Annotated in this window: 17 protein-coding genes; 3 read left to right on the top strand and 14 right to left on the bottom strand. The window is 59.3% G+C overall.

Going from position 1 to position 25,320, the window contains the following annotated elements:
* Nucleotides 1-22: 22 nt before the first annotated feature.
* The 13 genes from GKKCFE_RS06130 to GKKCFE_RS06070 form a co-directional block, all read right to left on the bottom strand.
* Nucleotides 23-1,333, bottom strand: coding sequence for an HlyD family type I secretion periplasmic adaptor subunit (locus tag GKKCFE_RS06130; protein ID WP_445577604.1), 1,311 nt, complete (start codon nt 1,331-1,333; stop codon nt 23-25).
* Entirely contained in the window at nt 1,333-3,072 is a 1,740-nt protein-coding gene (locus tag GKKCFE_RS06125) for a type I secretion system permease/ATPase (protein ID WP_445577603.1), read from the bottom strand. The genes GKKCFE_RS06130 and GKKCFE_RS06125 overlap by 1 nt, the downstream gene beginning before the upstream one ends.
* A 275-nt stretch (nt 3,073-3,347) precedes the next feature.
* Nucleotides 3,348-7,586 carry a beta strand repeat-containing protein gene (locus GKKCFE_RS06120; protein WP_445577602.1) on the bottom strand — a complete coding sequence of 1,413 codons (4,239 nt, stop codon included), beginning with the start codon at nt 7,584-7,586 and terminating at the stop codon, nt 3,348-3,350.
* Nucleotides 7,534-7,731 carry a hypothetical protein gene (locus tag GKKCFE_RS06115; protein ID WP_445577601.1) on the bottom strand — a complete coding sequence of 66 codons (198 nt, stop codon included), beginning with the start codon at nt 7,729-7,731 and terminating at the stop codon, nt 7,534-7,536. Before GKKCFE_RS06115 ends, GKKCFE_RS06120 begins: the two co-directional genes overlap by 53 nt.
* Nucleotides 7,732-7,751: 20 nt before the next feature.
* Nucleotides 7,752-11,324, bottom strand: coding sequence for a glycosyltransferase (locus tag GKKCFE_RS06110; protein WP_445577600.1), 3,573 nt, complete (start codon nt 11,322-11,324; stop codon nt 7,752-7,754).
* Nucleotides 11,325-11,417: 93 nt separating this feature from the next.
* Complete coding sequence (locus GKKCFE_RS06105; protein ID WP_445577599.1) at nt 11,418-12,983, bottom strand: flagellar hook-associated protein 3; 1,566 nt, start codon at nt 12,981-12,983, stop codon at nt 11,418-11,420.
* A 13-nt stretch (nt 12,984-12,996) separates the two neighbouring features.
* Nucleotides 12,997-15,063, bottom strand: a complete 2,067-nt coding sequence (gene flgK / locus GKKCFE_RS06100) for a flagellar hook-associated protein FlgK (RefSeq protein ID WP_445577598.1) — start codon at nt 15,061-15,063, stop codon at nt 12,997-12,999.
* A 10-nt stretch (nt 15,064-15,073) separates the two neighbouring features.
* Entirely contained in the window at nt 15,074-16,378 is a 1,305-nt protein-coding gene (gene flgJ / locus GKKCFE_RS06095; protein ID WP_445577597.1) for a flagellar assembly peptidoglycan hydrolase FlgJ, read from the bottom strand.
* A gap of 11 nt (nt 16,379-16,389) precedes the next feature.
* Complete coding sequence (locus GKKCFE_RS06090) at nt 16,390-17,475, bottom strand: flagellar basal body P-ring protein FlgI (protein WP_160892017.1); 1,086 nt, start codon at nt 17,473-17,475, stop codon at nt 16,390-16,392.
* A 45-nt stretch (nt 17,476-17,520) separates the two neighbouring features.
* The gene (flgH, locus tag GKKCFE_RS06085) at nt 17,521-18,216 is read right to left on the bottom strand and encodes a flagellar basal body L-ring protein FlgH (protein WP_047226218.1); all 696 of its coding nucleotides are present in this window, start codon (nt 18,214-18,216) and stop codon (nt 17,521-17,523) included.
* A gap of 51 nt (nt 18,217-18,267) precedes the next feature.
* Nucleotides 18,268-19,053 carry a flagellar basal-body rod protein FlgG gene (flgG, locus tag GKKCFE_RS06080; RefSeq protein WP_047226217.1) on the bottom strand — a complete coding sequence of 262 codons (786 nt, stop codon included), beginning with the start codon at nt 19,051-19,053 and terminating at the stop codon, nt 18,268-18,270.
* Between the two features lie 49 nt (nt 19,054-19,102).
* Complete coding sequence (locus tag GKKCFE_RS06075) at nt 19,103-19,840, bottom strand: flagellar basal body rod protein FlgF (RefSeq protein WP_047226216.1); 738 nt, start codon at nt 19,838-19,840, stop codon at nt 19,103-19,105.
* Between the two features lie 345 nt (nt 19,841-20,185).
* Entirely contained in the window at nt 20,186-21,745 is a 1,560-nt protein-coding gene (locus tag GKKCFE_RS06070) for a sigma-54-dependent transcriptional regulator (RefSeq protein ID WP_445577596.1), read from the bottom strand.
* A 336-nt stretch (nt 21,746-22,081) separates the two neighbouring features.
* On the opposite strand from GKKCFE_RS06070, the gene phhA reads away from it, so the two are divergent.
* From phhA to GKKCFE_RS06055, 3 genes are all read left to right on the top strand, one after another.
* The gene (gene phhA / locus GKKCFE_RS06065; RefSeq protein WP_047226214.1) at nt 22,082-22,867 is read left to right on the top strand and encodes a phenylalanine 4-monooxygenase; all 786 of its coding nucleotides are present in this window, start codon (nt 22,082-22,084) and stop codon (nt 22,865-22,867) included.
* 99 nt (nt 22,868-22,966) lie between these two features.
* The gene (locus tag GKKCFE_RS06060; protein ID WP_030141118.1) at nt 22,967-23,323 is read left to right on the top strand and encodes a 4a-hydroxytetrahydrobiopterin dehydratase; all 357 of its coding nucleotides are present in this window, start codon (nt 22,967-22,969) and stop codon (nt 23,321-23,323) included.
* Nucleotides 23,323-24,516, top strand: a complete 1,194-nt coding sequence (locus GKKCFE_RS06055; RefSeq protein WP_445577595.1) for an amino acid aminotransferase — start codon at nt 23,323-23,325, stop codon at nt 24,514-24,516. Before GKKCFE_RS06060 ends, GKKCFE_RS06055 begins: the two co-directional genes overlap by 1 nt.
* A gap of 97 nt (nt 24,517-24,613) precedes the next feature.
* On the opposite strand, the gene GKKCFE_RS06050 is transcribed toward GKKCFE_RS06055, so the two are convergent.
* Nucleotides 24,614-25,183 carry an NAD(P)H nitroreductase gene (locus tag GKKCFE_RS06050; RefSeq protein ID WP_139050839.1) on the bottom strand — a complete coding sequence of 190 codons (570 nt, stop codon included), beginning with the start codon at nt 25,181-25,183 and terminating at the stop codon, nt 24,614-24,616.
* Nucleotides 25,184-25,320: the final 137 nt, after the last annotated feature.

Raw genomic sequence — 25,320 nt, 5'->3', positions numbered from 1 at the left:
CCAAGCCATTCAGCATGAAGAACTAGCCCTCCCTGAATGCTCGTTGGGCATGGTCGCTGATTGGTTTGAGCAGGTAAGACATGACGCTTCTGGAGCCGGTCTGAATCATCGACTCAACTGGCATTCCCGGCACGAGGGCTAGTCCTTGCAGTTTTGCCAATTCACTTTGAGGAATCTTGATACCCGCCCGATAAAATCCTACCCCGGTACGTTCGTCCGGAATCAGATCCGCCGATAATCGCACCACAGTTCCGGTCAATTCAGGGGTGGTACTGCGGTTGAACGCACTCAAGCGCAAGGTTGCCGATTGCCCGACCGTTAGCTGGTCGATGTCCTGGGCGCTGATCTTCGCTTCCACCAGCAGTTCATCGTCAACAGGTACGATTTGCATCAGTCCCTCGGCGGGGGAAATGACCCCTCCAATGGTATGCACCGCCAATTGCTGCACCCGGCCAGCGATGGGCGAGGTGATGTCGATGCGTCTGAGCTGGTCGCTGGCAGTGATTTCCCGCTCGATCAATTCGCCCTGGCGAGCCAGCAAATCCCGCAGTTCCTGGGATACTTCGCTGCGAAAAGTCTGGTCTACCTGGAGCCGCTGCAACTCGGTTTCGGCGATCTTGCCCCGGGCCTCGGCGATGGACGCCATCAACTGTCCCCGCTCTCCACGCAAGCGGGCAATACCTCGTGCCAGGGCGTTAACCCGGTCGAGGGTCATCATGCCTTTGTCGAACAGCTTTTTGACGGCTTGGTATTCGCTATCGATCAGTTCGATTTCCTCAAGCTTGGTTTTTTGCTGGATGTCGTGGCCGGCAATGGTTTCGTTGAGTTGCTGGACGCGTTCGCTCAGTTGCTTCTTCTGGCCTTCCCGGGAAGCACGGCGGTCGATGAACAGTTGCTGCTCGCTGGCCATGACTGCCTTGGCCTCTTCCACGCTCATTCGACTCAGCAACTCTTTTGGCACCGTCACTTCGCTGGCATTGTCCCGCTCGGCCTCCAGGCGAGCCAGGCGGGCCCAGGCCTGGTTCAAAGACTTGCTTACGATGGCCTGGCTAGCGGCTGGCAAGGTGGCATCGAGACGCAACAACACGTCCCCTGCCGCGACTGTATCCCCTTCCTTGATCAGCAATTCGGCCACCACTCCCCCGGTAGGATGCTGGATGGTCTTGACACTGCCCTCCACGGCCACCACCCCCGAAGCGATGACTGCACCAGACAGGTTGGTCAATATCGCCCAAGCCAGACTTCCGCCGAGCAGCACCACCAATGACACCACCCCCCAACGCAGATGACGGGATACAGAATCGGTCAGATTGACTTCTTGATCGGCCTGCATCAGTTGGACACTCCCATTTCCACTACATTGTTGGCGGGCCGGGGAACTGGCGCAGGCGGCCTTTTAAGGACGACATCCTTGGGACCGAAAGCTGCCTGCATGCCGTTTTCGAGAATCAGCACATGGTCAATTACCGACAAAATACTGGTGCGATGGGCAATCACCACGACAATTGCGCCACGAGCTTTGACCGCCTGTATTGCCTTGGCCAGCGCCTGCTCGCCCTCGGCATCCAGATTGGAGTTAGGCTCGTCCAGCACCACCAGGAACGGATCACCGAACAAAGCCCTGGCTAGTGCCACCCGTTGTCGCTGACCGGCCGAGAGGTTGACCCCACCTTCTCCCACTTGGGTTTCATAGCCTTGGGGCAATTGCAGAATCAACTCATGAACGCCGGCCAATTGCGCGGCACTGACAATCGCGCTGTCCTGTGCCAAAGGGTCCAGCCGGGCAATGTTCTGGGCAACGGTTCCAGTGAACAGCCCAACGCTTTGCGGCAAATAACCGATCAATCTGCCTCGAGCCTGCTCAGTCAGCAGATCCAGTGGCGCACCATCGAGCCGGACATGCCCTCGCGCGGGCGTCCAGGCATTGACCAGCACGCGCGCCAGGGAAGACTTGCCCGATGCACTCGGTCCCACCACGCCGACGGCGGTACCCGCGGAAACCATGAAGGTTATGTTTTGCAAGGTCAGACGTTGTGCGCCGGGCGGAGCGGCAAAGATACCCTCCACCTGCAAACTGCTATGAGCAGCGGGCAGTTCGGTCTTGCTCTGGGCATCCGGAAACAACGCGAACACTTCCAGCAACTTATTCCAGGCGATACGGGCACTCAGCAAACTGCGCCATGCGGCGATGACCTGCTCGGCCGGAGCAAGCGTTCGCGCCACAATGATCGAGGCTGCGATCATCGTACCTGCGCTCAAATCACCTTTGATCACCAACCAGGCACCCAGGGCCAGTGCAGCTGACTGAACGACATGGCGTAGAGTTTTGGAAATCCCGCCGTAAAAACCGCCGATGTCGATGGAACGTCGTTGCAGAGTGGTAAAGGAGCTGTGGGTCTGTTGCCAAATAGCCGAGGTGTTGGCCAGCATGCCCATCGCTATCAGGGCTTCGGCGTTCTGGTGCGCTTGCTGTCCCAAATGATTGCGCTTGTTCAACGCATCGGCCGACGCTTGCATCAATTTGCGGGTCTGCCGGTCAGTGAGTACAGTCAGCGCGATGAGGATAATCATCAGGCCGGTGGTCAACAGTCCAAACAGCGGATGAATATAAAAGCAGACCGCTAGATAAACCGGCATCCACGGCAAATCAAAAAACGCCACCAGGCCCGGCCCACCAATAAAACTGCGAATCTGGTCCAGCTCCTGGGCTGGTTTCAAGGCGTCCCCGGTAATGGGTGTTTTCAGCGACGCACCGGCAATCACACTGAAGACCTTCGAAGACAACGCCAGATCCAGTGAGGAAGCAATTCGCACCATGACTCGAGAGCGAATGATATCCAGCAGGCCCGACAGCGCATAAACCCCCAGCGCCAGCAGGCCCAAGGCGACCAGAGTCGGGACGCTCTGACTGGGAATGACCCGGTCATACACTTCCAGCATGAATACCGGGCCAATCAGCGCCAGGATATTGATCACCCCGGAAAACAGCGCGGCACCTATCAGGCCCCGGCGCAGTGCCGTTTTCAATGGAGACGCGACAACAGGCGCACTGACAGCGTTGTGGGTTTTCAACTGTTATCCGTCCCTTGGTGTTCGTGAAATCCATGTCGCCAGTCGTTACTGACTTGATGAAAGAAGTCGTATGAAAACTTGACGCTCTTCGAGCGCTTTGCGCTGGATCTGCAAGTTCCGCACCAGACAGTCTGTTTACGGCAGGCCCCGCACCCGCAAGATTGCGCCCATGCTGGAAGCACATGAAAAAACGCCTCCGGATCAATAAGACCCAGAGGCGTTTCTGTAGCCCTGCCCTATATCGAGTTCCGCGGGCAAGGGGTCACGCGCAGGTATTAGGCAGGGATCGTAAAGACATCTCCATTGGACGTATGGAACTGCTCGATCGTGTTAAAGCCTGCATACCAGTCTTGCAGCTTCACGCCCATGTCCGAAAGAGGTTGGCCTGAATGGTAGCTGGAGGTATTGAAGATATAGGCATCATTGCCACTTCGCACGGTCGTTATGGTGTCCATCGACTCCATTCCGTTCAGCAACACCCGGTCAAACCCTCCCGTACCATCATCCTTGATCGTGACCTGGCCGTAGGTATCGATGACGTAGGTATCATCATCCTGGCCTCCATTGACGAACCCCTGTCCGCCTTCGGCGACAGTCAAAGTGTCATCGCCTGAGCCGCCCAATAAACGGAAACCATCCCCTTTGCCCAACAAAATATCGTTGCCATCCCCACCGTCAGCAGTGCCACTGAACACCGCGATGCCGTCGTTGCCAGCCTCGCCATAAGCCACTGTTCCGGTGTCCAAGTTGGCCGTGGTGATCGCATCATTGCCGAGGCCGCCATAGAGCTGGTCGGCCTGGGCTGCGTTGGTAGAGCTACCGGGAAGCATCGGGCCTGTAGCCGTGTACAAGCCGCCATAGATGTAATCGGCACCATCGCCCCCGTAGATGGTGTCATTGCCCAACCCACCCTCCAGCCAGTTAGCCAGGCTGTCTCCTGTCATCGAGTCGTTGAACTGGCTGCCCATGATCCGCTCGATGTTAGTCAGCACATCCCCCTGGGCGTCGCCTCCCTGATTAATGCCCGTCTGAAGGTTGATCTCCACAGCGGCAGCACTGTTGATATACCAAGCCTGGTCCACCCCCCCACGCCCATCGATGATATCGGCGCCCGCACCACCGATAAAAATGTCGGCTTTAGCCGAGCCCAACAGAGTGTCATCGAAGCCGGAACCTTGATATATCTCGATCGCGGTAAACGTATCACCCGCAGCATCGCCGGCGTTCACATTGGTCGTCAGGTCGATGGTCACCGCGCTGGAGGACTGTTCATAGCTGGCCAGATCCGTTCCCAACGCGCCATCCACACCCATCGCTTGAGAGCCGCCGACGAAGGTGTCGTTAAAACTCGACCCGCGCAGCGTTTCAATTTCTTGATAGGTATCACCGGCCGCAATACCGGAATGGACGCCTGTCGTCATATTGAGGGTAACCGCTACCCGGCTGTCACCATAGCTGGCTACATCAACGCCTGCACCGCCGATAAGTTGATCCGCGCCCGCTGCGCCGAACAGTATGTCGTTGCCACCGCCGCCGATGATGATGTTATCGCCGGTGTTGCCGTAGCCTGTGAATGCAACCGTGCCTGTATGAGTCATCTTCTCAATGAACGGGTCCATAGTGAAGATAGCCTGGTTGGTAAACACTTCGTCGAAGCCGCCATCGGCCAACTCGACCGTCTTGTTCCCGCTGGTGTTGACAATGTATACGTCGTCACCGAGCCCGCCCTCCAGAGTTACAGCACCCCAGGCACTGGTGAACGTGTCATTGAACGCGGTGCCTATGACCTTTTCGATGCCTTCCAACGTGTCACCCTGAGCATCACCACCAACACCAGGCAGGCCCTTGTAGACGCGAATATCAACATTGATCGCCTCAGCCGACGTCGAGTAATCCACCGTGTCGACGCCAGCGCCGCCGTCAAAACCGATCGTCCGACCGTCCGCCACGAAGGTATCGTTCAAATTCGAACCACGGATCACTTCGATGTCGGTAAAGGTATCGCCGGTAGCGATGCCGGAGTGGACACCCGTTTTGAGGTTGATGTTCACCGCCACCTTGCTGTCGGTATAACCAGCCACGTCCAGACCGTCACCACCAAAGAACTGGTCGGCGCCATCACCGCCGAACAGCACGTCGTTGCCTGCACCGCCGATGATGATGTTGTCGGTGGCGTTGCCGTAAGCAGTGAACGCCGCTGTGCCGGTATAGGTCAGTTTCTCGATAAACGGGTTCAGGGTGAAGGTAGCCTGATTAGTGCGCACTTCGTCATAGCCGCCATCAGCCAACTCGATTGTCTTGTTGCCGCTGGTATTGACGGTATAGAGATCGTCCCCTGCCCCGCCTTCCATCGTCACGGCTCCCCAGGCACTGGTGAACGTGTCATTGAACGCGGTGCCTATGACCTTTTCGATGCCTTCCAACGTGTCACCCTGAGCATCACCACCAACACCAGGCAGGCCCTTGTAGACGCGAATATCAACATTGATCGCCTCAGCCGACGTCGAGTAATCCACCGTGTCGACGCCAGCGCCGCCGTCAAAACCGATCGTCCGACCGTCCGCCACGAAGGTATCGTTCAAATTCGAACCACGGATCACTTCGATGTCGGTAAAGGTATCGCCGGTAGCGATGCCGGAGTGGACACCCGTTTTGAGGTTGATGTTCACCGCCACCTTGCTGTCGGTATAACCAGCCACGTCCAGACCGTCACCACCAAAGAACTGGTCAGCGCCATCACCGCCGAACAGCACGTCGTTACCCGCACCACCAACAATGATGTTGTCACTGGCACTGCCGTATCCGGTAAAAGAGCCTGTACCCGTGTACACCATTTTCTCAACGAACATGTCCATGGTGGTCGTTGCAGCGCTGGTGCGCAGTTCGTCGAAGCCACCCTTGTCCTGTTCGATGATCTTCACACCGGTGGAGGCAACGTTGTAGATATCGTTGCCGGCACCACCTTCAAAGGTCACGTTACCGATCGCGCTGGTGAACGTGTCGTCAAAAGCTGTACCGACGACTTTTTCCACTGCCGATAACGTGTCGCCTTCTGCGTCGCCACCGATGCCAGCCCTGCCGACACCGTTGCGGATGTCGACGTCAATGGCAGCAGAGGAACCAGAATAGTCCATGGTGTCTACACCTGCGCCGCCATCAAAACCGATTGCCCGGTCATCGGCCACCACCGTATCAGCGGCGCCTGTTCCACGAATGACTTCGATATCGGTGAAGGTATCGCCGGTAGCGATGCCGGAGTGGACACCCGTTTTGAGGTTGATGTTCACCGCCACCCTGCTGTCGGTATAACCAGCCACGTCCAGACCGTCACCACCAAAGAACTGGTCGGCGCCATCACCGCCGAACAGCACATCGTTACCCGCACCACCAACAATGATGTTGTCACTGGCACTGCCGTATCCGGTAAAAGAGCCTGTACCCGTGTACACCATTTTCTCGACGAACATGTCCATGGTGGTCGTTGCAGCGCTGGTGCGCAGTTCGTCGAAGCCACCATTGTCCTGTTCGATGATCTTCACACCGGTGGAGGCAACGTTGTAGATATCGTTGCCGGCACCACCTTCAAAGGTCACGTTACCGATCGCGCTGGTGAACGTGTCGTCAAAAGCTGTACCGACGACTTTTTCCACTGCCGATAACGTGTCGCCTTCTGCGTCGCCACCGATGCCAGCCCTGCCGACACCGTTGCGGATGTCGACGTCAATGGCAGCAGAGGAACCAGAATAGTCCATGGTGTCTACACCTGCGCCACCATCAAAACCGATTGCCCGGTCATCCGCCACCACCGTATCAGCGGCGCCTGTTCCACGAATGACTTCGATGTCGGTGAAGGTATCGCCGGTAGCGATGCCGGAGTGGACACCCGTTTTGAGGTTGATGTTCACCGCCACCTTGCTGTCGGTATAACCAGCCACGTCCAGACCGTCACCACCAAAGAACTGGTCGGCGCCATCACCGCCGAACAGCACGTCGTTACCCGCACCACCAACAATGATGTTGTCACTGGCACTGCCGTATCCGGTAAAAGAGCCTGTACCCGTGTACACCATTTTCTCAACGAACATGTCCATGGTGGTCGTTGCAGCGCTGGTGCGCAGTTCGTCGAAGCCACCATTGTCCTGTTCGATGATCTTCACACCGGTGGAGGCAACGTTGTAGATATCGTTGCCGGCACCACCTTCAAAGGTCACGTTACCGATCGCGCTGGTGAACGTGTCGTCAAAAGCTGTACCGACGACTTTTTCCACTGCCGATAACGTGTCGCCTTCTGCATCACCACCGACACCAGCCCGGCCGACACCGTTGCGAATATCAATGTCGATGGCAGCCGCCGACGCGGAATAATCCACCGTATCGACCCCCGTCCCCCCATCCAGTCTGTCCGCCCCAGCGCTACCCAGGAGTACATCATTGGAGGCCAATCCATAGACCTCGTCATCATCACTGCTCCCGGCCAGTGTATCCGCGCCACTCGTTCCATTTATCACTGCCATTTGCTTCTTCCTTGCTCTGTTGAGAAACCGAATATTTTTCAAGCAGCGATGGATACAACTGCTTGTGACCAAAAGAAATCATCAGCCTGTATCGGCTTGTAGGCATGGAGGTTGAGGCGGAAAAAAAGGCGACTAAAGTCGCCATTGTTCCAAGTCCTGTCAGGGCTAGTCCGGCAACCAGCCCCACAACCAATGCTGCAAGTTGTCGCCACTGAGCATGAAATCACGAAGCACCGCTTCGCGCAGTTCATCGCCCATGCGGTAGCTGGCGTCAGGGTCGGCCAGGTGCATGCGAATGGCCCCAATCCATTCCTCGGTGCTGTTGCTGCGTACCTTGGTACACGGCAGGAAGCCGTCGTAGGCCTTGGTGTCGGTGCAGATCACCGGATAGCCGCAGGCGCCGTATTCCAGCAAGCGCAAGTTGCTCTTGCAGTCGTTGAAGATGTGGAACTCCAGCGGCGCCAGCGCGAGGTCGAGGTTCAGGCTGGCCAGTTTGAACGGATAGCTCTGGAAACTGATACTGGGATGAAACTCATGGATATATGGCCGCAGCGCATCGGGACACATGCCGAAGAATACCCAATCAACATCACTGGCCAGTTCTCTCACCACGTCCGCGATAATTTCCAGATCACCGGTATGGCTGGTCCCCCCACCCCAACCGACTCGCGGTTTGCGAGAGATACCTCGACGGCTGGTCAGTGTCGCCCAAGGATTGGGCGGCAACATGTTCGGCACGATTCGAATATCGCTGTGTGTGCTCGACAAGGCATCCGCCAGCGCCTGGGTCGTGACGACCAAGCGGTCGCACAAAGCAATTCCCTCACGCAACAGCTGTTCGGTGTTGACCGGTTTATTGCGAGCGTGGGTGTTTTTCTTCGGAGCACTCACGACATAGTCGTCCAACTCGAAAACCCGCAAGGCACCAGAGTATTTCTTCATCCGCAGGATATCGTCGGTCGAGCCTTCGCTATAGCGGCACTGCAAAATTATGGTGTCTGGGGACAGGCGCTCGATATCCACCATTGAGGGCGACTCATAAGCCACACGGGCAATCACTCGCCCGGCGGATTCGAGTTCGGACAATGGAGCAGTGACACGGTAGCTTCCAACAGCGGTGGTGTTGACCGGCAAGCCGAGCACCAGTGGCAAGGTGCGGCTGCAGAAAGGGTTCCAGTTGCTACGCAGCGAGGGCTCCAGGCTAAAGCTCGACGCTCCCAGACTCAAAGAGGGGTTGTAAGCCGGATCCCGGGCAACCTGTGGCAACCACTTGCGATAAAAAACCTCTGTCTCACGCTCCAATACTGGAGAGGCTTCTGGCTGAAGCGAGCGTACAGTTTTCCCCGTATGCATGACACTGGCGTAAGGCGTCCAAACCACCAGATACCCCTCTTTGCCCGCACGCAGACATAAGTCGACGTCGCTAAGGCCGCGGGTAAAAGTTGTCTCATCGAAGTATCCGAGGTCATCGAATACCTGCTTGCGGACCATCAGACAATCGCGGCTCACCGAACTCCAGTTCTGGGTAACGTGCAAGCGCTGCATATAACCGCGGGTATCAGCCGGCTCGCCATAAAACGGCGATCCCACCGGTCCCGCCAATCCCAGAATCTGCCCGCCCCCGACAATTGCGCCCTGCGGGCTGAGTATTCTCGCCCCCACAACGGCAACTTCCGGCCGCCGGGCGTGGTTGAGCAACTCATCCAGCCAGTCACTTTCACAAATGACCGTTTGCGGACTGAGAAACAACAAGTATTCACCCCGGGACTGACTCACGGCAAAGTTATGCACCGCCGCATCGCTGTCATCACCGGCGTAACGCAAGACTCTCAACATGCTCGCGCCCAACTGCGCCATGTTCGCCAACCAGTCGAGCATGGCGGGCTCTTGTGTACCACTATCGACAATCAAGATTTCGTACTGCGAATAGGCAGTAAGCTCGATCAGACTTTCAGTGCAACGCTGTAAGGCATGCAGCGAGTCGCCAGTGCGCACAATGATCGATACCAACGGACGCACATCCTGCCGGTAGTCGATGCGATTGATCAGTGGCAACCCATCCTGGCGAATTTCATGGGGCATGCCAATGCGGTCAAGATGCGCCCCCACCATTGCAGCATTACCCTCGATAACCTCGGGCCACGATAGCCATTGGGCGAAGGTCAGCGTCGATTCAACCTGAATCTCGGCGATGTGCCCGATGGCCTGAGGTCCGGTCTCCTCCACAAAGCGCCAGAGCAAATCGTGGGGCGCCAGCTCACCACGAGCGGGGTCAAAACCGCCCAGGGTCATAAAACGCTCACGCTCGAAGGCAAGGGTCCGGCCAACGTAGGGATAGGCACGCATCAGATCAACGTTGAAATCGGGTTTGAACACCGGCTCCACGGACTCCCCGCCCACCAGTGCGCCCTCGTCACTGTAAGCGCAGAGAATGCCGGGCGAACCCGCCACTCGCTCGGCCAGGATCAACAGCGCTGAATCGCGCAAGGTGTCGCCAGCTCGCAACAGATAGAACCAGTGCGCGCCTTCCAACTGAGGAACGATGGCATTGAGCTGAACCGCCCAGTTCGGCTGGTACGGCAACTGCATCACACGTTCATCAGCCTCGCAATGGGCATCGGATAACACCAAAACCGCTTGAGCCGGGTACAACTGGTCAGCAATGCTGCGCAGCGTTGTGTCCAGCGCCGCACTGCTGCCGACACTGTCGATGACCACGGGAACGATTTTTGGCCTCACCGGCCAGCTGTCGATGCGCTGGGGCATGACCCGTTGTTCAGCATCGCTGAACCGACGGATCGCCAGCCACTCGCGGTAAAACTCAGCGTAACTCTCGCTCTGCGCCCCCACCCGGCCATTGACCACCGTGCTGCGATTGCCCAGCACACGTGTTATGCACAGCTCCCGCCATGCATGGGGCTGGTCAGTAATGTCGATCAAGTCAATATAACGCACCCATCCCGAGGCCGGTGCCGACTCACCGTTGCGCACCGCCAACATCTGCGCCAGCCAGTCCCACTCTACCTTGGCGGCCTTGAGCATCTCGGGGGTCTTACTCAAACGCTCGGGGTACAGGCGCTCGATACTCAACACGGTACCGAGCGCTACCAGATTGCCGCGACGCATCAGGCAGACGAACAGGGCGAAGTCGAGCATGGCCACAAACCCCACGCCCTCTTGCACCAGGGTTGGCAACAATGCCTGTACATCAGCCCGGCGCATCAGAGCCGAACTGAAATTACCGACGAAATTGGTCGGCGTTTTCTCGAAAATGGCGAGCATGTCGTCGCCTTTGAGCAGAGCATCATTCGGCGCAAAACGGCAATTGTCGACTCGCGGAGGGAGAATAAAATTACCCGCATCACACAACAACCGAAGAGCAAATACCACGCTGGCATCGGCGTGATCGATCAGCACCTGAGCTTGCTTGGCAATGCTCGGCGCAAACAGCCGATCATCGTCGCACAGCACTTTGATGAACTCGCCCCTGGCCTCTTCGACACAACGCAACAGGTTGCCCTGAAGCCCCAGTCGCTGCGGATTTCGCAGATAGCGGATCGGATGGGACGGCTCAGTGAAGGAATCGACTATCCGGCGAATTTCATCGCCAGACGAATCGTCGCAGACAACGATTTCGATCTGCTCGTAAGTCTGGGCCAGGGCACTGAGCAGTGCCTGATCGAAGAACCGGGGGTTGTACGCAGGAATGACAATACTGACGAGGGGCAATGGTTTCACGGCGAAAACTCTCGAGCGGCGGGCCCCGACCTTTTCAGGCCGGAGCCCCGGAACCGCTTAAAAAAGACGGTTGGCGGCTCGGTCGATACCGGCTCAGATCTTGTTGAACAGGCCCAGTTGGGCGATCTTGCTGAAAGCCAGTTGCGAAGCCTGCAACATGGTCTGCTGCAAGGTCAGGCGAGTCATCACTTCGGCGGCATCGGAATCACGAATCGACGATTGGGTCTGGTTATTGGCCAACAACAGGCTCTGGTTCGTGTCGCTTTGGGCTTCCAGAGCCTGACCACGCCCACCTACCGAACTCAAGGCGCTGGACAACTGATCGGTGCCGCTGGCCAGGTTGCCGATACCAGAAGCCAGCGAAGCCTGCAGCTTCTGCAGCGCAATCGGATCGTTGTTGGTCGGCGTGTTCAACGCGGTTTTCAGCTGGTTCACGGTGTCCAGAATGTTCTGGGTCTCGTGGGTATTGACCGCGATGCTGAACTGATCGTCCGCACCGGGCGTACCGTTCAGGGTGAAGCTCACGCCCGAGGCAGTGGCCACGTTGCCGGCCAGGGTGCCGCTGGACACCGGCTGGCTGTTGGCGGTCAACGGCGCGGCGTACAGGTCGAAATCGGTGGCGCTGGTGAACTTCAATACGGCCGAACCGGTAGGGAAACTGGCGTGATACGCCACCGGGTCGGTGATCTCGCTGCCCGTGACCTGGACGGCGGTCGGATTGCCCGGGCTGCGGGTCGCGGCAAAGGTGTCCGGCTTGGCGGCCAGGGTGAAGGTATGGCCCGGCAACACGGTATTGGCATCATCACCGGTTTGCAGATTGATGTTCAGGGTCAATTCCAGACCACGGAACTGCACCGCCTGACCGCTTTTGCTGGTGGGATCAAAAGCGCCGCCCTGGCTGGCTTCGGCGGTGACGTCGTTGCCGCCGGAGTCGGTGATTCTCAACTGCGTGCCGCTGGTGAACTCAACGGTATACGGTTCGCCGCTGCGGAATTTGCTGTTGTAGCTGACACTGGACGACACCTGACCGTTGGACAGCACGACACGACCATCGTCCACCGCCGGCGCGGTCATGGTGACCTGGCTGCGGCTGGTGTTGACGGCCAGCTGGAACGCTTCCCAGCCGGTGCTGTTGGTGGCCATCGACATGGTGTCGCCGACCGGCAGGTCGAGGGTCACCTGGTCACCGTTGTAGCTGTAGCTGCCATCGGTGTTGCGGGTGAACGGGATGGTATCGCCCTTGGAACCGGCGAAAATGTATTTGCCGTTTTCGTCCTTGCTGTTCATCAGGCTGAGCAACTGCTCTTCGATCTGCGCCAGCTCCGAGGCGTTGGCCTGGCGGTCGGCGTCGGTGTAGCCAGCGTTGCCGGCACCGACGGCCAATTCCTTGGCGCGCTGCAGCACGTTGCCAATGCTGGTCATCACCGCTTCAGTGGTGCCCAGGGTTGCCTTGATGGTGTTGGCGTTGGTTTCATACTGGGCCAGCATCGAGGCCTGTGTGCCCAACTGCAACAAACGCGAAGCCCCTACCGGGTCATCGGCGGCGGTATTGATGCGCACCAGGCTGCTGGCCTCTTCGCTGGTCTTGACCACATTGGCGAAGTTTTTCTGATAGTTCGCAGCCGTGGATTCGTAAAACTGGGCGGTAGAAATTCGCATGGGCTACGACTCCTTAAAGACTGTTGATCAATGTGCTGAAGATTTCCTGCGCAGCCTTGATGATCTGCGAAGACGCGGTGTAGTACTGCTGATACTTGACCAGGTTGCCGGTTTCTTCGTCCAGGTCCACGCCCGACAGCGAATCGCGAGCGCCCTTGGCGTTATCCAGGATCGCGCCGGTGGCGGCGCTGTCGAGCTTGCCCTGGGCGGCCTTGGAACCTACGCCCTCCACCAGCTTGCCGTAGGCATCGTTCAACGAAATGCCCTTGCTGGCGGAACCGGTGTCCACGGTCTTGGCAGTCTGCAAACCGGCCAGGACAGTGCCGTTACGGTTATCCAGGCTGCCGGCCTGGCTGACGCTCACATCGATCGCGGCACCGTTGGACGGTGCGCCAGCAATCGACATGTCGAAGGTGACGGTACGCTGCACCGGCGGTGCCGAGGAATCCATGATCGGGTTGCCGCTGGCATCCTGGAGTGGAACGCTCAGGCTCAAGGTATTGCTCTGGCCGGGCTTGATCGTGCCATTGCTGATCTCGAAGCCCGTGGCATCGAGCAACTGGTAAGCCTGGCTGGTGCCGTCGGCGGACGTCGCGCCGAAGACCACCTTGACTGGCATCGAGGTCTTGATGCCGTTCTGGATGATGGTGGTGGTGGCTTCGTCGTAGATGTCCAACTGCGACGTCATGGTCGGCTGGCCGCTGGCCGGAATGGTCAGCGTACCGCTGCCGCCCGGCACGATGGCTGCGCCCAGCGGCGCGGCAATCGCCAGCCGCTTGGAGTCGGTCATCTCGGTCTTGATACTGCTCGCCGCGTTGCGGGTCGGGGTGATCTTGAACGAATCGCCAGCGGCAGCGGTGCCGTTGGCGAAGGTCATCGAGAAACCGTCGATCACCGGCGGCGGCGTCGTCGCGGTATTGAACGAACCCATCGAAGTGCCGTCGGGCAGGCGCTGGACCGTGTAGTCGGTAGCGCTGGTGAACTTCACCTTATAATCATTGGTGGTCAGCGCGCCGGTGTCTTCGATGGCCACGTTGAAGTTGCCGGAACCGGCGCTATTGTTCAACGCGGCAACACTGCGCTGACTCATCTGCGCGGCACTGTTGATGTTGGTGAACAGGTTGGAACCGAAGGCGCCGTTCTTGTCGATGCCCGCAGCCTGGATCGCGTTCATCTGGTCGGCGACCACCAGGGCCACGCGGCCCAGTTCATTCATGGCCGGGTCAAGCACAGTGCTGCGATAGCGCATCAGGCCGCCGATCTCGCCACCGGTAAGTACCTGGGTGAGGTCCATGACACTGGAACCGCTATTGAGCTGGATCCCCAGACGGCCCGGATCGTTTTTGTCCGGTACGGTTTCCAGGGTGTTGACGGTATTGCCCATCACCAGCGGCTGGCCGGAACCCAAGTAGATGTCCAGGCTGCTGCCGTTCTCCACGATCTGAGTGCCGGTGAAGGCCGAGAGCTGGAGAATGGTCTGGTTGCGGGCGTCGAGCAGGTCGTTGGGGGCGCCGCCGGAGTTGGAGACTTCGGCGATTTTCTTGTTCAACTGAGCGACGGTGGTGGCCAGTTTGTTGACCTGATCGACCATGCTCGACAGGTTGCCGTTGATGTTCTGATTCTGCTCCGTCAATTGGCTGGCGACCGAATTGAAACGGTTGCTCAAGGCTTGCGCATCGCTAAGCAGCAACTGACGGGACGCATCATCGCCCGGCTTGGCGTTGACGTTCTGCACCGACGCGAAGAACTTGGTCAGCGCGCCATTGAGGCCCGTACCACTGTCCGACAGCAAGGCATCGAGCGGGGTAATCTGCCCTTGATAAGCGGCCGCATCGCTGTTGAGCGACGTCGTGGTCTTCAACTGCGCTTCAAGGTAGGCGTTATAGACCCGGCGCACATCGGCCAGGGTGGTGCCGGAGCCGATGAACACGTTGCCGTATTGATTGGACGCCTTGGTGGTCTGCACGGTCTGCTGACGCGAATAACCGGCGGTATCAACGTTGGCAATGTTGTTACCCGTGGTCACCAATGAGGTCTGACTTGCGGACAGACCCGACATCCCGATGTTGAGCAAACTCATGGTTCAGACCTTATAAAGTCGTGGTGGCGCCAGCCGAAGCGTAGTTTTGGTAACTGGTCATCTGCCGGGCTATATTCGAAATCTTGCTGGCGTAGTTAGGGTCGGTGGCGTAACCGGCCTTCTGCAACTCACGCACAAACTGTTCCGGGTTATCGGCCGACTTCAGCACATCTTGATAGCGACTGTTGCTTTGCAGCAGATTGACCAGGTCATGGAAGCTGTCGCGATACGAGGCGTAGGAACGGAACTGGGCCGTCTCCTTGACCATCTCGCCATTGCGGAATTCGCTGGTGATCGCCCGCGCCGAATCGCCCGTCCAGTTCTTGCTGGCCTTGATACCGAACAGGTTGTGGCTGCTGCTGCCATCAGGCTGACGCATGACCGACTTGCCCCAGCCGGTTTCCAGGGCCGCCTGGGCCACCAGGTAACGAGGGTCCACGCCGATACGGTCCGCGGCTTCCTTGGCCATTGGCAGCATGGCATCGACGAACTCGTCAGCATCGCGGAAGGCCTTGCGGGCTGGAGCCAGGGGTGGCTGCGCCACGGCACGCCCGTACACCTGCATGGACCCGCTCGGCTCTGACGCCTTGAGCGCGGCCAGCCAGTCGCCATTGGCCAGTTCGCCGGTGGCAGGCTTGACGGCGGTGATGGCACGATCCGGCAAAATATTCTGCGCCTTGACGTCAGGCGCTGCGGCAGCCGAAGGCACCAGCCCGGCAAGCAGCCGATCGGCCAGTTTTGGCGGCAAGGCCAGGCGGCGCTGGTTGAGCAATTCCATGTCGTTGCGGTGAACGCCCTCGCCCGCCCCTTGCGGCGCACTCACGGCCCGCGAAGCCCACAGCGGACGCTGGCCGTTGGAGCGCGACAATGGCCCGTCGGATAATGTTCCGGCGGCAATGGGCGTCGGCACCGAGGCCTTGACGGCCTCGTCCAACGCTTGCTCCTGCTTGCCGGCCGACAGCGTTGCCGCCTCGCCTGACACCAGGGGTTTGTTCTTGGACATCTGGCGCAACAGCACGTCGGCCAGGCCGATACCACCGCCCTCGCGAGACATGGAAACGGCCAACTGCTGATCGTACATTTCCTGGTACTGCTTGGCTTCAGCGGTATTGAGCGGATTGTCCTTGCCCATCGACTCGGTGGCCGCACGCATGGACTTGAGCATTTCACCGATGAACAGCGACTCGAATTCCTGCGCCACTTTGCGCAGGTTGCCGTCACTGTTCTTGTCGCCGACCTTGAGCTGGTTCAGGCGATTGAGGTCCGAGTAGGAACCCGAATCCCCGCTGATCAAAGCGCCCTTACGCATATCCATGGCTCGTTCCTTTAAATCACGATCAGATCGGCTTGCAACGCGCCGGCCTGCTTCAAGGCTTCGAGAATCGCCATCAAGTCGCCCGGCGCCGCGCCGACCTGGTTCACCGCACGGACAATTTCATCCAGGGTGGTGCCCGGGCCGAACTTGAACATCGGCTTGGCTTCCTGCTCGGCATTGACCCGCGAACGGGGCACCACGGCGGTCTGGCCATTGGACAAGGGTCCAGGCTGGCTGACGATCGGGTCTTCGGTAATGGTCACGGTCAGGCTGCCGTGGGTCACCGCGGCGGGTGAAACCTTGACGTTCTGGCCGATCACAATGGTGCCGGTGCGCGAGTTGATGATGACTTTCGCAACCGCCTGGCCTGGATCGACTTCGAGGTTTTCCAGGATCGACAAATAGTCGACCCGCTGACTCGGATCCAGAGGCGCGGTGACGCGCACCGAACCGCCGTCGATGGCCTGGGCCACGCCAGGGCCAAGCATGTCGTTGATCTTGTCAACGATGCGCTTGGCGGTAGTGAAGTCGTAACGGTTGAGGTTCAGGGTCAGGCTGTTGCCCTGGTTGAAACCACTCGGCACCGCACGTTCCACCGACGCACCGCCAGGAATGCGGCCAGCCGACGGAACGTTGACGGTGATCTTGGAACCGTCACGCCCTTCGGCGTCAAAACCGCCCACCACCAGGTTGCCCTGGGCGACGGCGTAGACGTTGCCGTCGATGCCCTTGAGCGGCGTCAGCAACAGGGTGCCGCCGCGCAGGCTCTTGGAGTTACCGATGGACGAAACAGTGATATCCACCTGCTGTCCGGGTTTGGCGAACGCCGGCAGGTCGGCACTGACCGACACCGCCGCCACGTTTTTCAACTGCACGTTGCCCGAACCCGCCGGCACCTTGATACCGAACTGCGACAACATGTTGTTGAAGGTTTGCAGGGTGAACGGGGTCTGGGTGGTCTGGTCGCCCGTGCCATTGAGACCCACGACCAGGCCATAGCCGATCAACTGGTTGGAGCGCACGCCGGAAATGCTGGCGATGTCCTTCAGACGCTCGGCTTGAGCGGTGAAGGCCGCCGACATCAGCAGTGCCCCCATCAACAGCTGCTTGAGATTCAACCGCTTAAGATTCAACTGGGCCACCTAGAAAGGGAACTTCGGGCTGAGGAAGAAACGGTCGAACCAGCCTGGCTGACTCGCATCGGCAAAAGCACCGGTGCCCGAGTAGGTAATACGTGCATCGGCTACACGGGTCGACGAGACGGTGTTGTCGGTAGCGATATCATCGGCGCGAACCATGCCGGCGATGCGCACCAGCTCGTCACCGGTGTTGAGGGTCAGCCACTTCTCGCCCCGCACAACGATGATGCCATTGGGCAACACATCGGCGACGGTCACGGTGATCGAGCCGGTCAGGCTGTTGCTCTGTCCGGACTTGCTGTCGCCCTTGGTGGCCCGGTCGGAGCCATAACCGGCGTTGAGGCTCAGGTCCCCGCCACCGATGGGATTGTTGGTGGTCAGGCTGGAGCCGAACAACGACGTCAGGCCAACGCTGGTCTCGCTGGTCTTGTCGATCTGCGAGTTGGCGTTCTTGCTGGCCTGGGTCCGTTCGTTCAGGGTGATGGTGATGATGTCCCCAACCCGGAAAGCCTTACGGTCGCTATACAGGTTCTGCTCGAAGCCAGCCTGGTAGATCGAACCGTTGTTGGCAGCGGCCGGCAACGGCGTGCGCGGCAACACCGGAGCGTAGTACGGGTCATTGGCCTTGGGCGTTGGCGCGACACAGCCCGCGAGCGCAGTAACTCCACTCAGTGCCAGAACAGATACGAAGCGATTCATGACCCTACCTCTTGGTGTTGCAGGCGGCCTCAAGCCGCCCTATAGACGTGATTACAGATTCTGCGTAACGAACGAGAGCATCTGGTCGGCGGTGGAGATCACCTTGGAGTTCATCTCGTAGGCGCGCTGGGTGGTGATCATGTTGACCATCTCCTCCACGGTGCTCACGTTGGACGTTTCCAGGGTGTTCTGCAGCGTGGTACCGAAGCCGTTCAGGCCTGGCGTGCCGACTTGTGGCGCGCCGCTGGCCGCGGTTTCCAGGAACAGGTTGTTACCCACCGCTTGCAGGCCGGCCGGGTTGATGAAGTCGGCAGTCTGCAGGTTGCCGATCACCTGCGAAGCAGGGTTGCCCGCCACAGTGATGGACACGGTGCCGTCGCGGCCCACGGTGAACGTTTGGGCGTCGTTCGGGATGATGATCGCCGGTTCCAGGGCGAAACCGCTGGCGTTGACGATCTGGCCATTGGAATCGAGGTGGAACGTACCGTCACGGGTGTAGGACGTGGTGCCATCGGGCTGCAGGATCTGGAAGAAACCGCGACCGTCGATGGCCATGTCCAGCGGCTGCTCGGTGGTTTGCAGGCTACCGGCGGTGAAGTTTTTCTGGGTGCCGACGATGCGCACACCGGTCCCCACTTGCAGGCCCGACGGCAATTCGCTGTCTTGGGTCGATTGGGCGCCTGGCTGGCGTTTGACCTGGTACAGCAGGTCCTGGAACTCGGCGCGATCACGCTTGAAACCCGTGGTCGACACGTTCGCCAGGTTGTTGGAAATAGTAGAAAGGTTGGTGTCCTGGGCGGACAGACCTGTTTTGGCAACCCAAAGAGCCGGAAGCATTCGATTCTCCTCGTACGCCTGTTTTTCGGCGCGACGCTGTAATTAATGATTAGATCTGCAAGACCCGAGCCATGGCTTCGTCGCCTTCTTTGGCGGTGTTCATCATCTTGACGTGAAGCTCGAACTGCTTGGCCAGGGCCAGCACCGAAGTCATCTCGTCCACGGCATTGACGTTGCTCGCTTCCTGGAAACCCGACACCAGTTGCACGTTGGCATCAATGACAGCCGGCTGGCCGTCCTTGGTGCGGATGGTGCCGTCCAGGCCCTTGGTCATGTTGCGAAGATCCGGGTTGACCAGCTTGATGCGGTCGACTTCAGCCATCACGCGCGGGCCTTCACCCATGGCGCGGATACTGATGGTGCCGTCCTGGCCGATTTCGATTTTCTGCTCTGGCGGCACGGCGATCGGACCACCGTTGCCCATCACCGGCATACCGTTGCCGGCCCGCAGCACGCCCAGGGCGTCAACGTTGAGGCTGCCGGTGCGCACGTAGCTTTCACCGCCTTCAGGGTTCTGCACAGCCATCCAGCCCGGCCCGCTGACTGCCACGTCGAGGTCGCGGCCGGTTTCCACCAGCGCGCCAGGGGTGAAGTCGGTGGCTGGACGCTCGGACATGGCAAATGCCCGCGCCGGAAAGCTGTCGCCAAACACCGGCATCGAACGAGCCTGCTCCAGGTCTTTCTGAAAACCGTTGGTGGAGATGTTCGCCAGGTTGTTGGCATGGGCCCGCTGCGCCAGTGCGTTCTGGCTGGCGCCGGTCATTGCCACATAAAGGTACTTGTCCACTGTCGTTCCTCTGCATGCCGGACGTTTGCCGTCCACTGCTGTACTGCTGAGCACTAAGCAATTTGCAGACCAACTTTTTTCTGGCGCCGTCGAGCCGCACAAACAAAGGGCTTCAGGGTTATTGAAGGGATTGGGGTAAATGTATCGAAGACGAAAAACCGGCGGTGTCATGCCGTTTGGTGGCAACGCTTGACCTTCTGGCAACGGCTACTGCCGTCATCGCGAGCAGGCTCGCTCCCACCATGGATCTTGGGTGCTCGCAGGATTTTTGAACACTCGATACCCCTGTGGGAGCGAGCCTGCTCGCAATAGAAGTCCCCACCAAACACAACAGGTAAGCAACTATTATGAGCCGGCCTTACCCACATCATACTCACGCAACTTATTGGCAATGGTCGTATGGGAAACCCCCAGCCGCTTGCCCAGTTGCCGGCTGCTGGGGTGTTCGGAATACAGCCGCTCAAGCACGGCTTTCTCGAATCGCCCGACGATGTCGTCCAGCCCACCCTCCAGGGAAAAGTCCCCCAGAGGCTGACGCACGCCGTAGTCCGGCAGACGGATATGCTCGGCTTTCACCGTTGCGCCATCACACAGGGAGACAGCCTGGAACAGCACGTTTTCCAGCTGCCGAACGTTGCCTGGCCAATGGTAGTGGCTGAGACGGTCCATCGCCGCCGGGGCCAGTTTCGGTAGCGCACAACCAATCTGCCGACTGGCCTGGTCAAGAAAATGCTCCACCAGCGGCATCAAGCCGTCGAGGCATTCGCGCAGAGGCGGGATGTGCAGCGAAAGGACGTTCAAACGGTGGTACAGATCCTGACGAAATTCCCCTCGGGCGCAGAGCTCAGACAAATCCACCTGGGTCGCACAGATCACCCTGACATCCAGGTACACCTCTTCATCGCTGCCTACACGACGGAAGCAACCGTCCTGCAAAAAGCGCAGCAATTTCACTTGCAGGCGCGGGCTCATTTCCCCTACCCCGTCGAGGAACAACGTGCCTCCGGCGGTCAGTTCGAGCAAACCGAGCTTGCCTTCGGCCCGGGCCCCCTCGAAAGCACCGGGACCGTAGCCGAACAGTTCGGTCTCGGCCATGGATTCGGGCAACCCCGCACAGTTGAGTGCCATCAACGGTGACTGCCCGCGCGGACTCGCCAGGTGACAGGCGCGAGCTAGCAACTCTTTGCCAGTGCCGGTTTCGCCTTCTATCAACAGCGGCGCATCCAGTGGCGCCATGCGCCGGGCTTCCCGGACGACCGCCGCCATCACCTTCGAACTCTGGAAAATGCTGTCGAAGCCGCGCAGTTCCTGCTTGCGCACGTTATAAATGCGCTCGCCAACCCGGTCCGCCCGATGCAGCGTCAGCACCGCACCGGCCATGGCCTCGCTGTCGTCGTGCTCCGATTGCAGTGGCGCGATGTCCGCCAGAAACACATCGCCCCTGACCTTGACCCGCAAACCGTTGATGCGTGACTGATTGGCGCGCACCAGCTCCGGCAGGTCAAAATCCTCGGCGTACCGGGACAGTGGAATCCCCGGCACTTCGTCCACTCGCACCCCGAGCAACTGCGCCGCAGCCCGGTTGGCGGCGACGATGGAACCCCCCATGTCGATGGACAGCACCGGAAACTCCAGGGCGCCGAGCAGCGCGTTGAGCTCCATGTGCCGACGTTCACTGGGCATCAACCCCACCCGCTTGACGCCGAAGACCCCGGCAATGCCTTCGAACTTCGGGCGAAGCGCCTGAAACTGGATGTTGATCAGATTCGGGCAGTGCAGATAAATCGCATTGCCGTGCTCACCGCCCACTTCCCCGCGGGCGACGTTGATGCCGTACTCCACCAGCAGGTTGAGGATGTCCCGCAGGATGCCGATGCGGTTCTGGCAATGGACTTTGATGCGCATGAAAAGGCCCGATATCGATGTGTATGCAAGCATGGGAGAGCGGGCTGCTTCGCAGCCCAGCGGGAGCAAGCTCCCTCGCCACAAGTTTTTTCTGCGTGGCAGCGCAAATAAACGTCAAGATTATGTGACAGTTGTAGGCCATTTCCCAGTCGAAAAACCCGACAATAGCGAAGAACAGCCAGACCTGTAACGAAAACTTTACGAAACCACACCTTTATCGCGATACCCGCTCTTGTCTGCCTGCTGCACACATCCCTGCTTCGGGTTATCTCTAATGCATCGCTGGACATAACAACAAACAAGCCGTCCCCCGAGGAAAATCAGCAGGAGAGCAGCATGAAGCAGACGCAATACGTGGCCCGCGAGCCCGATGCGCAAGGTTTTATTCACTACACCGCCGAAGAACACGCGGTGTGGAACACGCTGATCACCCGCCAGCTCAAAGTCATCGAAGGCCGTGCGTGCCAGGAGTACCTGGACGGTATCGACAAGCTCGGCCTGCCCCACGACCGTATTCCGCAATTGGGTGAAATCAACAAGGTGTTGGGCGAAACCACCGGTTGGCAAGTGGCGCGAGTACCAGCACTGATCCCCTTCCAGACCTTTTTTGAATTGCTCGCCAGCAAGCAGTTTCCCGTCGCGACGTTTATTCGTACCCGCGAAGAACTGGATTACCTGCAAGAGCCGGACATTTTCCACGAGATATTTGGCCACTGCCCGCTGCTGACCAACCCCTGGTTTGCAGAATTTACCCACACCTACGGCAAACTCGGCTTACAGGCTTCCAAGGAAGAACGCGTCTACCTGGCGCGCTTGTACTGGATGACCATTGAGTTCGGCCTGGTGCAAACCCCGCAAGGCCGACGCATCTACGGTGGCGGCATCCTGTCTTCGCCCAAGGAAACCGTTTACTGCTTGTCAGACGAGCCGGAGCATCAAGCCTTCGATCCGCTGGAAGCCATGCGCACGCCGTATCGCATCGACATCCTGCAGCCGGTGTATTTCGTGCTCCCCGAGCTCAAGCGCCTGTTCGACCTGGCCCACGAAGACATCATGGGCATGGTCAAGCGCGGTCGCGAACTGGGCCTGCACGCTCCGAAATTTCCGCCAAAAGCTGCGTGAACCGCGTCTTTTAATCTCAATTGAGTCTGTTGCACAACGCGGCTTTGCTTTAGCGTGAGTGCATCGACGTTTTTCAAATATTCGATCCGGGAACACACCATGAACACTCTGAACCAAGCCCATTGCGAAGCCTGCCGCGCCGACGCGCCACAAGTCAGCGACGAAGAACTGCCGGTACTGATCAAGCAGATCCCGGACTGGAACATCGAAGTGCGCGACGGCGTGATGCAGCTGGAAAAAGTCTTCCTGTTCAAGAATTTCAAGCACGCCCTGGCCTTCACCAACGCCGTCGGGGAAATCTCCGAGGCCGAAGGTCATCACCCGGGTCTGCTCACCGAATGGGGCAAAGTCACCGTGACCTGGTGGAGCCACTCCATCAAGGGCTTGCACCGCAACGACTTCATCATGGCCGCCCGCACCGATGAAGTGGCCAAGACCGCCGAGGGCCGCAAGTAATGCATTTCGATGCCATCGGCCGGGTGCCCGGCGATCCGATCCTCGGCCTGATGGAGGCTTACGCGGCGGACAGCAATCCGGGCAAGTTCGACCTGGGCGTGGGCGTCTATAAAGACGCCCAAGGCCTGACGCCGATTCTTGCGGCAGTCAAACAGGCCGAGCAGCGCCTGGTGGACCGCCAGAGCACCAAGACCTACATCGGCGGTCATGGCGACGCCGCGTTCGACCAGTTGATCAATGAACTGGTGCTGGGCGCCGACTCGACGCTGATCAAGGACAAACGCGCCGGTGCGACCCAGACGCCGGGCGGCACCGGCGCCCTGCGCCTGAGTGCCGACTTCATTGCCCAGTGCCTGCCGGGCCGCGGCGTTTGGTTGAGCAACCCGACCTGGCCGATTCACGAAACCATCTTCGCCGCCGCCGGGGTCAAAGCCAGCCATTACCCCTATGTAGGCACCGACAACCGCCTGGATTTCGAAGCGATGCTGGCGACCCTGAGCCAGGCACCCAAGGGCGATGTGGTGTTGCTGCATGCCTGCTGCCATAACCCCACCGGCTTCGACTTGACCCAGGAACAATGGCGCCAGGTGCTGGAAGTGATGCGCAGCCGCAACCTGCTGCCGTTGATCGACTTCGCTTATCAAGGTTTCGGCGATGGGCTGGAGCAGGACGCCTGGGCCGTCCGGCTGTTTGCCCAGGCACTGCCTGAAGTTCTGATCACCAGTTCCTGTTCGAAGAACTTCGGCCTGTACCGCGACCGCACCGGTGCGCTGATCGTCTGCGCCGGCGATGCCGACAAACTGGTGGATATCCGCAGCCAACTGGCGAACATCGCTCGCAACCTGTGGTCGACGCCGCCGGATCATGGCGCGGCGGTAGTGGCGACGATCCTGGGCAACCCGGACCTCAAAAGCCTGTGGGCCGACGAAGTGCAGACCATGCGCCTGCGCATTGCGCAGTTGCGCAGCGGCCTGCTGGAAGCGCTCGAACCCCACGGGTTGCGTGAGCGCTTCGCCCATATCGGCGTGCAACGGGGAATGTTTTCCTACACCGGCCTGACGCCGGAACAGGTCAGGCTCCTGCGCGAACGCCACAGCGTGTACATGGTCGGCACAGGCCGGGCCAACGTGGCAGGCATCGACGCCACGCGCCTGGATTTGCTGGCTGAGGCTATTGCTGACGTGTGCAAGTAACCAGCCTTTGAATAGCTGAACACATCCCCTTGTGGCGAGGGGGATTTATCCCCTCACCACAGATAAGACCTTTTCACCACAGTAGCTGCGCCAGACGCTAGACCTGCGGGCCCGTCCACTCCCGGACAAACTGACCGACGTCTTCCTTCGGCGCCGTGCGTGCTTCTTTCTGCGGTGTGCCCAAGTAGAGAAAACCGATCACCTCTTCCCCGTCCTCAAGACCAAGCCCCTTGGCCACATGAGGTGAATACGCCAGCTCACCCGTACGCCAGACTCCGCCCACCCCTTGGGCATACGCCGCCAACAGGATTGCGTGGGCCGCACAGCCGGCCGCCAGCATTTGTTCGGATTTGGGAATCTTGAAATGGTCCTGCAACCGTGCAATCACCACCACGACCAGCGGCGCGCGCAGCGGGCCGTTGAGCGCCTTCTCCACGACGGCCTCGGCTACCAGCGGATCATTGAACCGCGCTGCTTCGGCCAGGAGCTCGCCCATGCGATGACGCGCCTGCCCTTCGACCGTCAGAAAACGCCATGGCCGCAACTGGCCATGATCCGGAGCCCGCATCGCCGCGGCGAACATGACCTCGCGCTGTTCGGCGGTAGGCGCCGGGTCCACCAGGCGCGGGACGGAAACACGGTTGAGCAAAGCGTCGAGAGCCTGCATCGGCCACCTCCTGAAAAAATGTCCAGCTATTCTAGTGGCTTGTACGGCGAGTTCGTTAGCTCAAATTCCGCAACCAGAAGTCCATTACGCAGGCCACTGGCCTCACGCGCCACCGGGTGCCGGTTTACATGCCGCTT

The organism is Pseudomonas sp. E141 (assembly GCF_052659885.1).
The sequence above is the reverse complement of the archived record's forward strand: the minus strand, read 5'-3'. Positions and strand labels throughout refer to the sequence as shown.

Bases quoted from the DNA above. Each gene is read 5' to 3' on its own strand.
- phhA (WP_047226214.1), top strand. From the start codon at position 22,082: ATGAAGCAGACGCAATACGTGGCCCGCGAGCCCGATGCGCAAGGTTTT.
- flgG (WP_047226217.1), bottom strand. From the start codon at position 19,053: ATGCTTCCGGCTCTTTGGGTTGCCAAAACAGGTCTGTCCGCCCAGGAC.
- GKKCFE_RS06130 (WP_445577604.1), bottom strand. From the start codon at position 1,333: ATGCAGGCCGATCAAGAAGTCAATCTGACCGATTCTGTATCCCGTCAT.
- GKKCFE_RS06115 (WP_445577601.1), bottom strand. From the start codon at position 7,731: ATGGCGACTTTAGTCGCCTTTTTTTCCGCCTCAACCTCCATGCCTACA.
- flgJ (WP_445577597.1), bottom strand. From the start codon at position 16,378: ATGGATATGCGTAAGGGCGCTTTGATCAGCGGGGATTCGGGTTCCTAC.
- GKKCFE_RS06055 (WP_445577595.1), top strand. From the start codon at position 23,323: ATGCATTTCGATGCCATCGGCCGGGTGCCCGGCGATCCGATCCTCGGC.
- flgK (WP_445577598.1), bottom strand. From the start codon at position 15,063: ATGAGTTTGCTCAACATCGGGATGTCGGGTCTGTCCGCAAGTCAGACC.
- GKKCFE_RS06105 (WP_445577599.1), bottom strand. From the start codon at position 12,983: ATGCGAATTTCTACCGCCCAGTTTTACGAATCCACGGCTGCGAACTAT.
- GKKCFE_RS06060 (WP_030141118.1), top strand. From the start codon at position 22,967: ATGAACACTCTGAACCAAGCCCATTGCGAAGCCTGCCGCGCCGACGCG.
- GKKCFE_RS06050 (WP_139050839.1), bottom strand. From the start codon at position 25,183: ATGCAGGCTCTCGACGCTTTGCTCAACCGTGTTTCCGTCCCGCGCCTG.
- flgH (WP_047226218.1), bottom strand. From the start codon at position 18,216: ATGAATCGCTTCGTATCTGTTCTGGCACTGAGTGGAGTTACTGCGCTC.
- GKKCFE_RS06090 (WP_160892017.1), bottom strand. From the start codon at position 17,475: ATGGGGGCACTGCTGATGTCGGCGGCCTTCACCGCTCAAGCCGAGCGT.
- GKKCFE_RS06070 (WP_445577596.1), bottom strand. From the start codon at position 21,745: ATGCGCATCAAAGTCCATTGCCAGAACCGCATCGGCATCCTGCGGGAC.
- GKKCFE_RS06120 (WP_445577602.1), bottom strand. From the start codon at position 7,586: ATGGCAGTGATAAATGGAACGAGTGGCGCGGATACACTGGCCGGGAGC.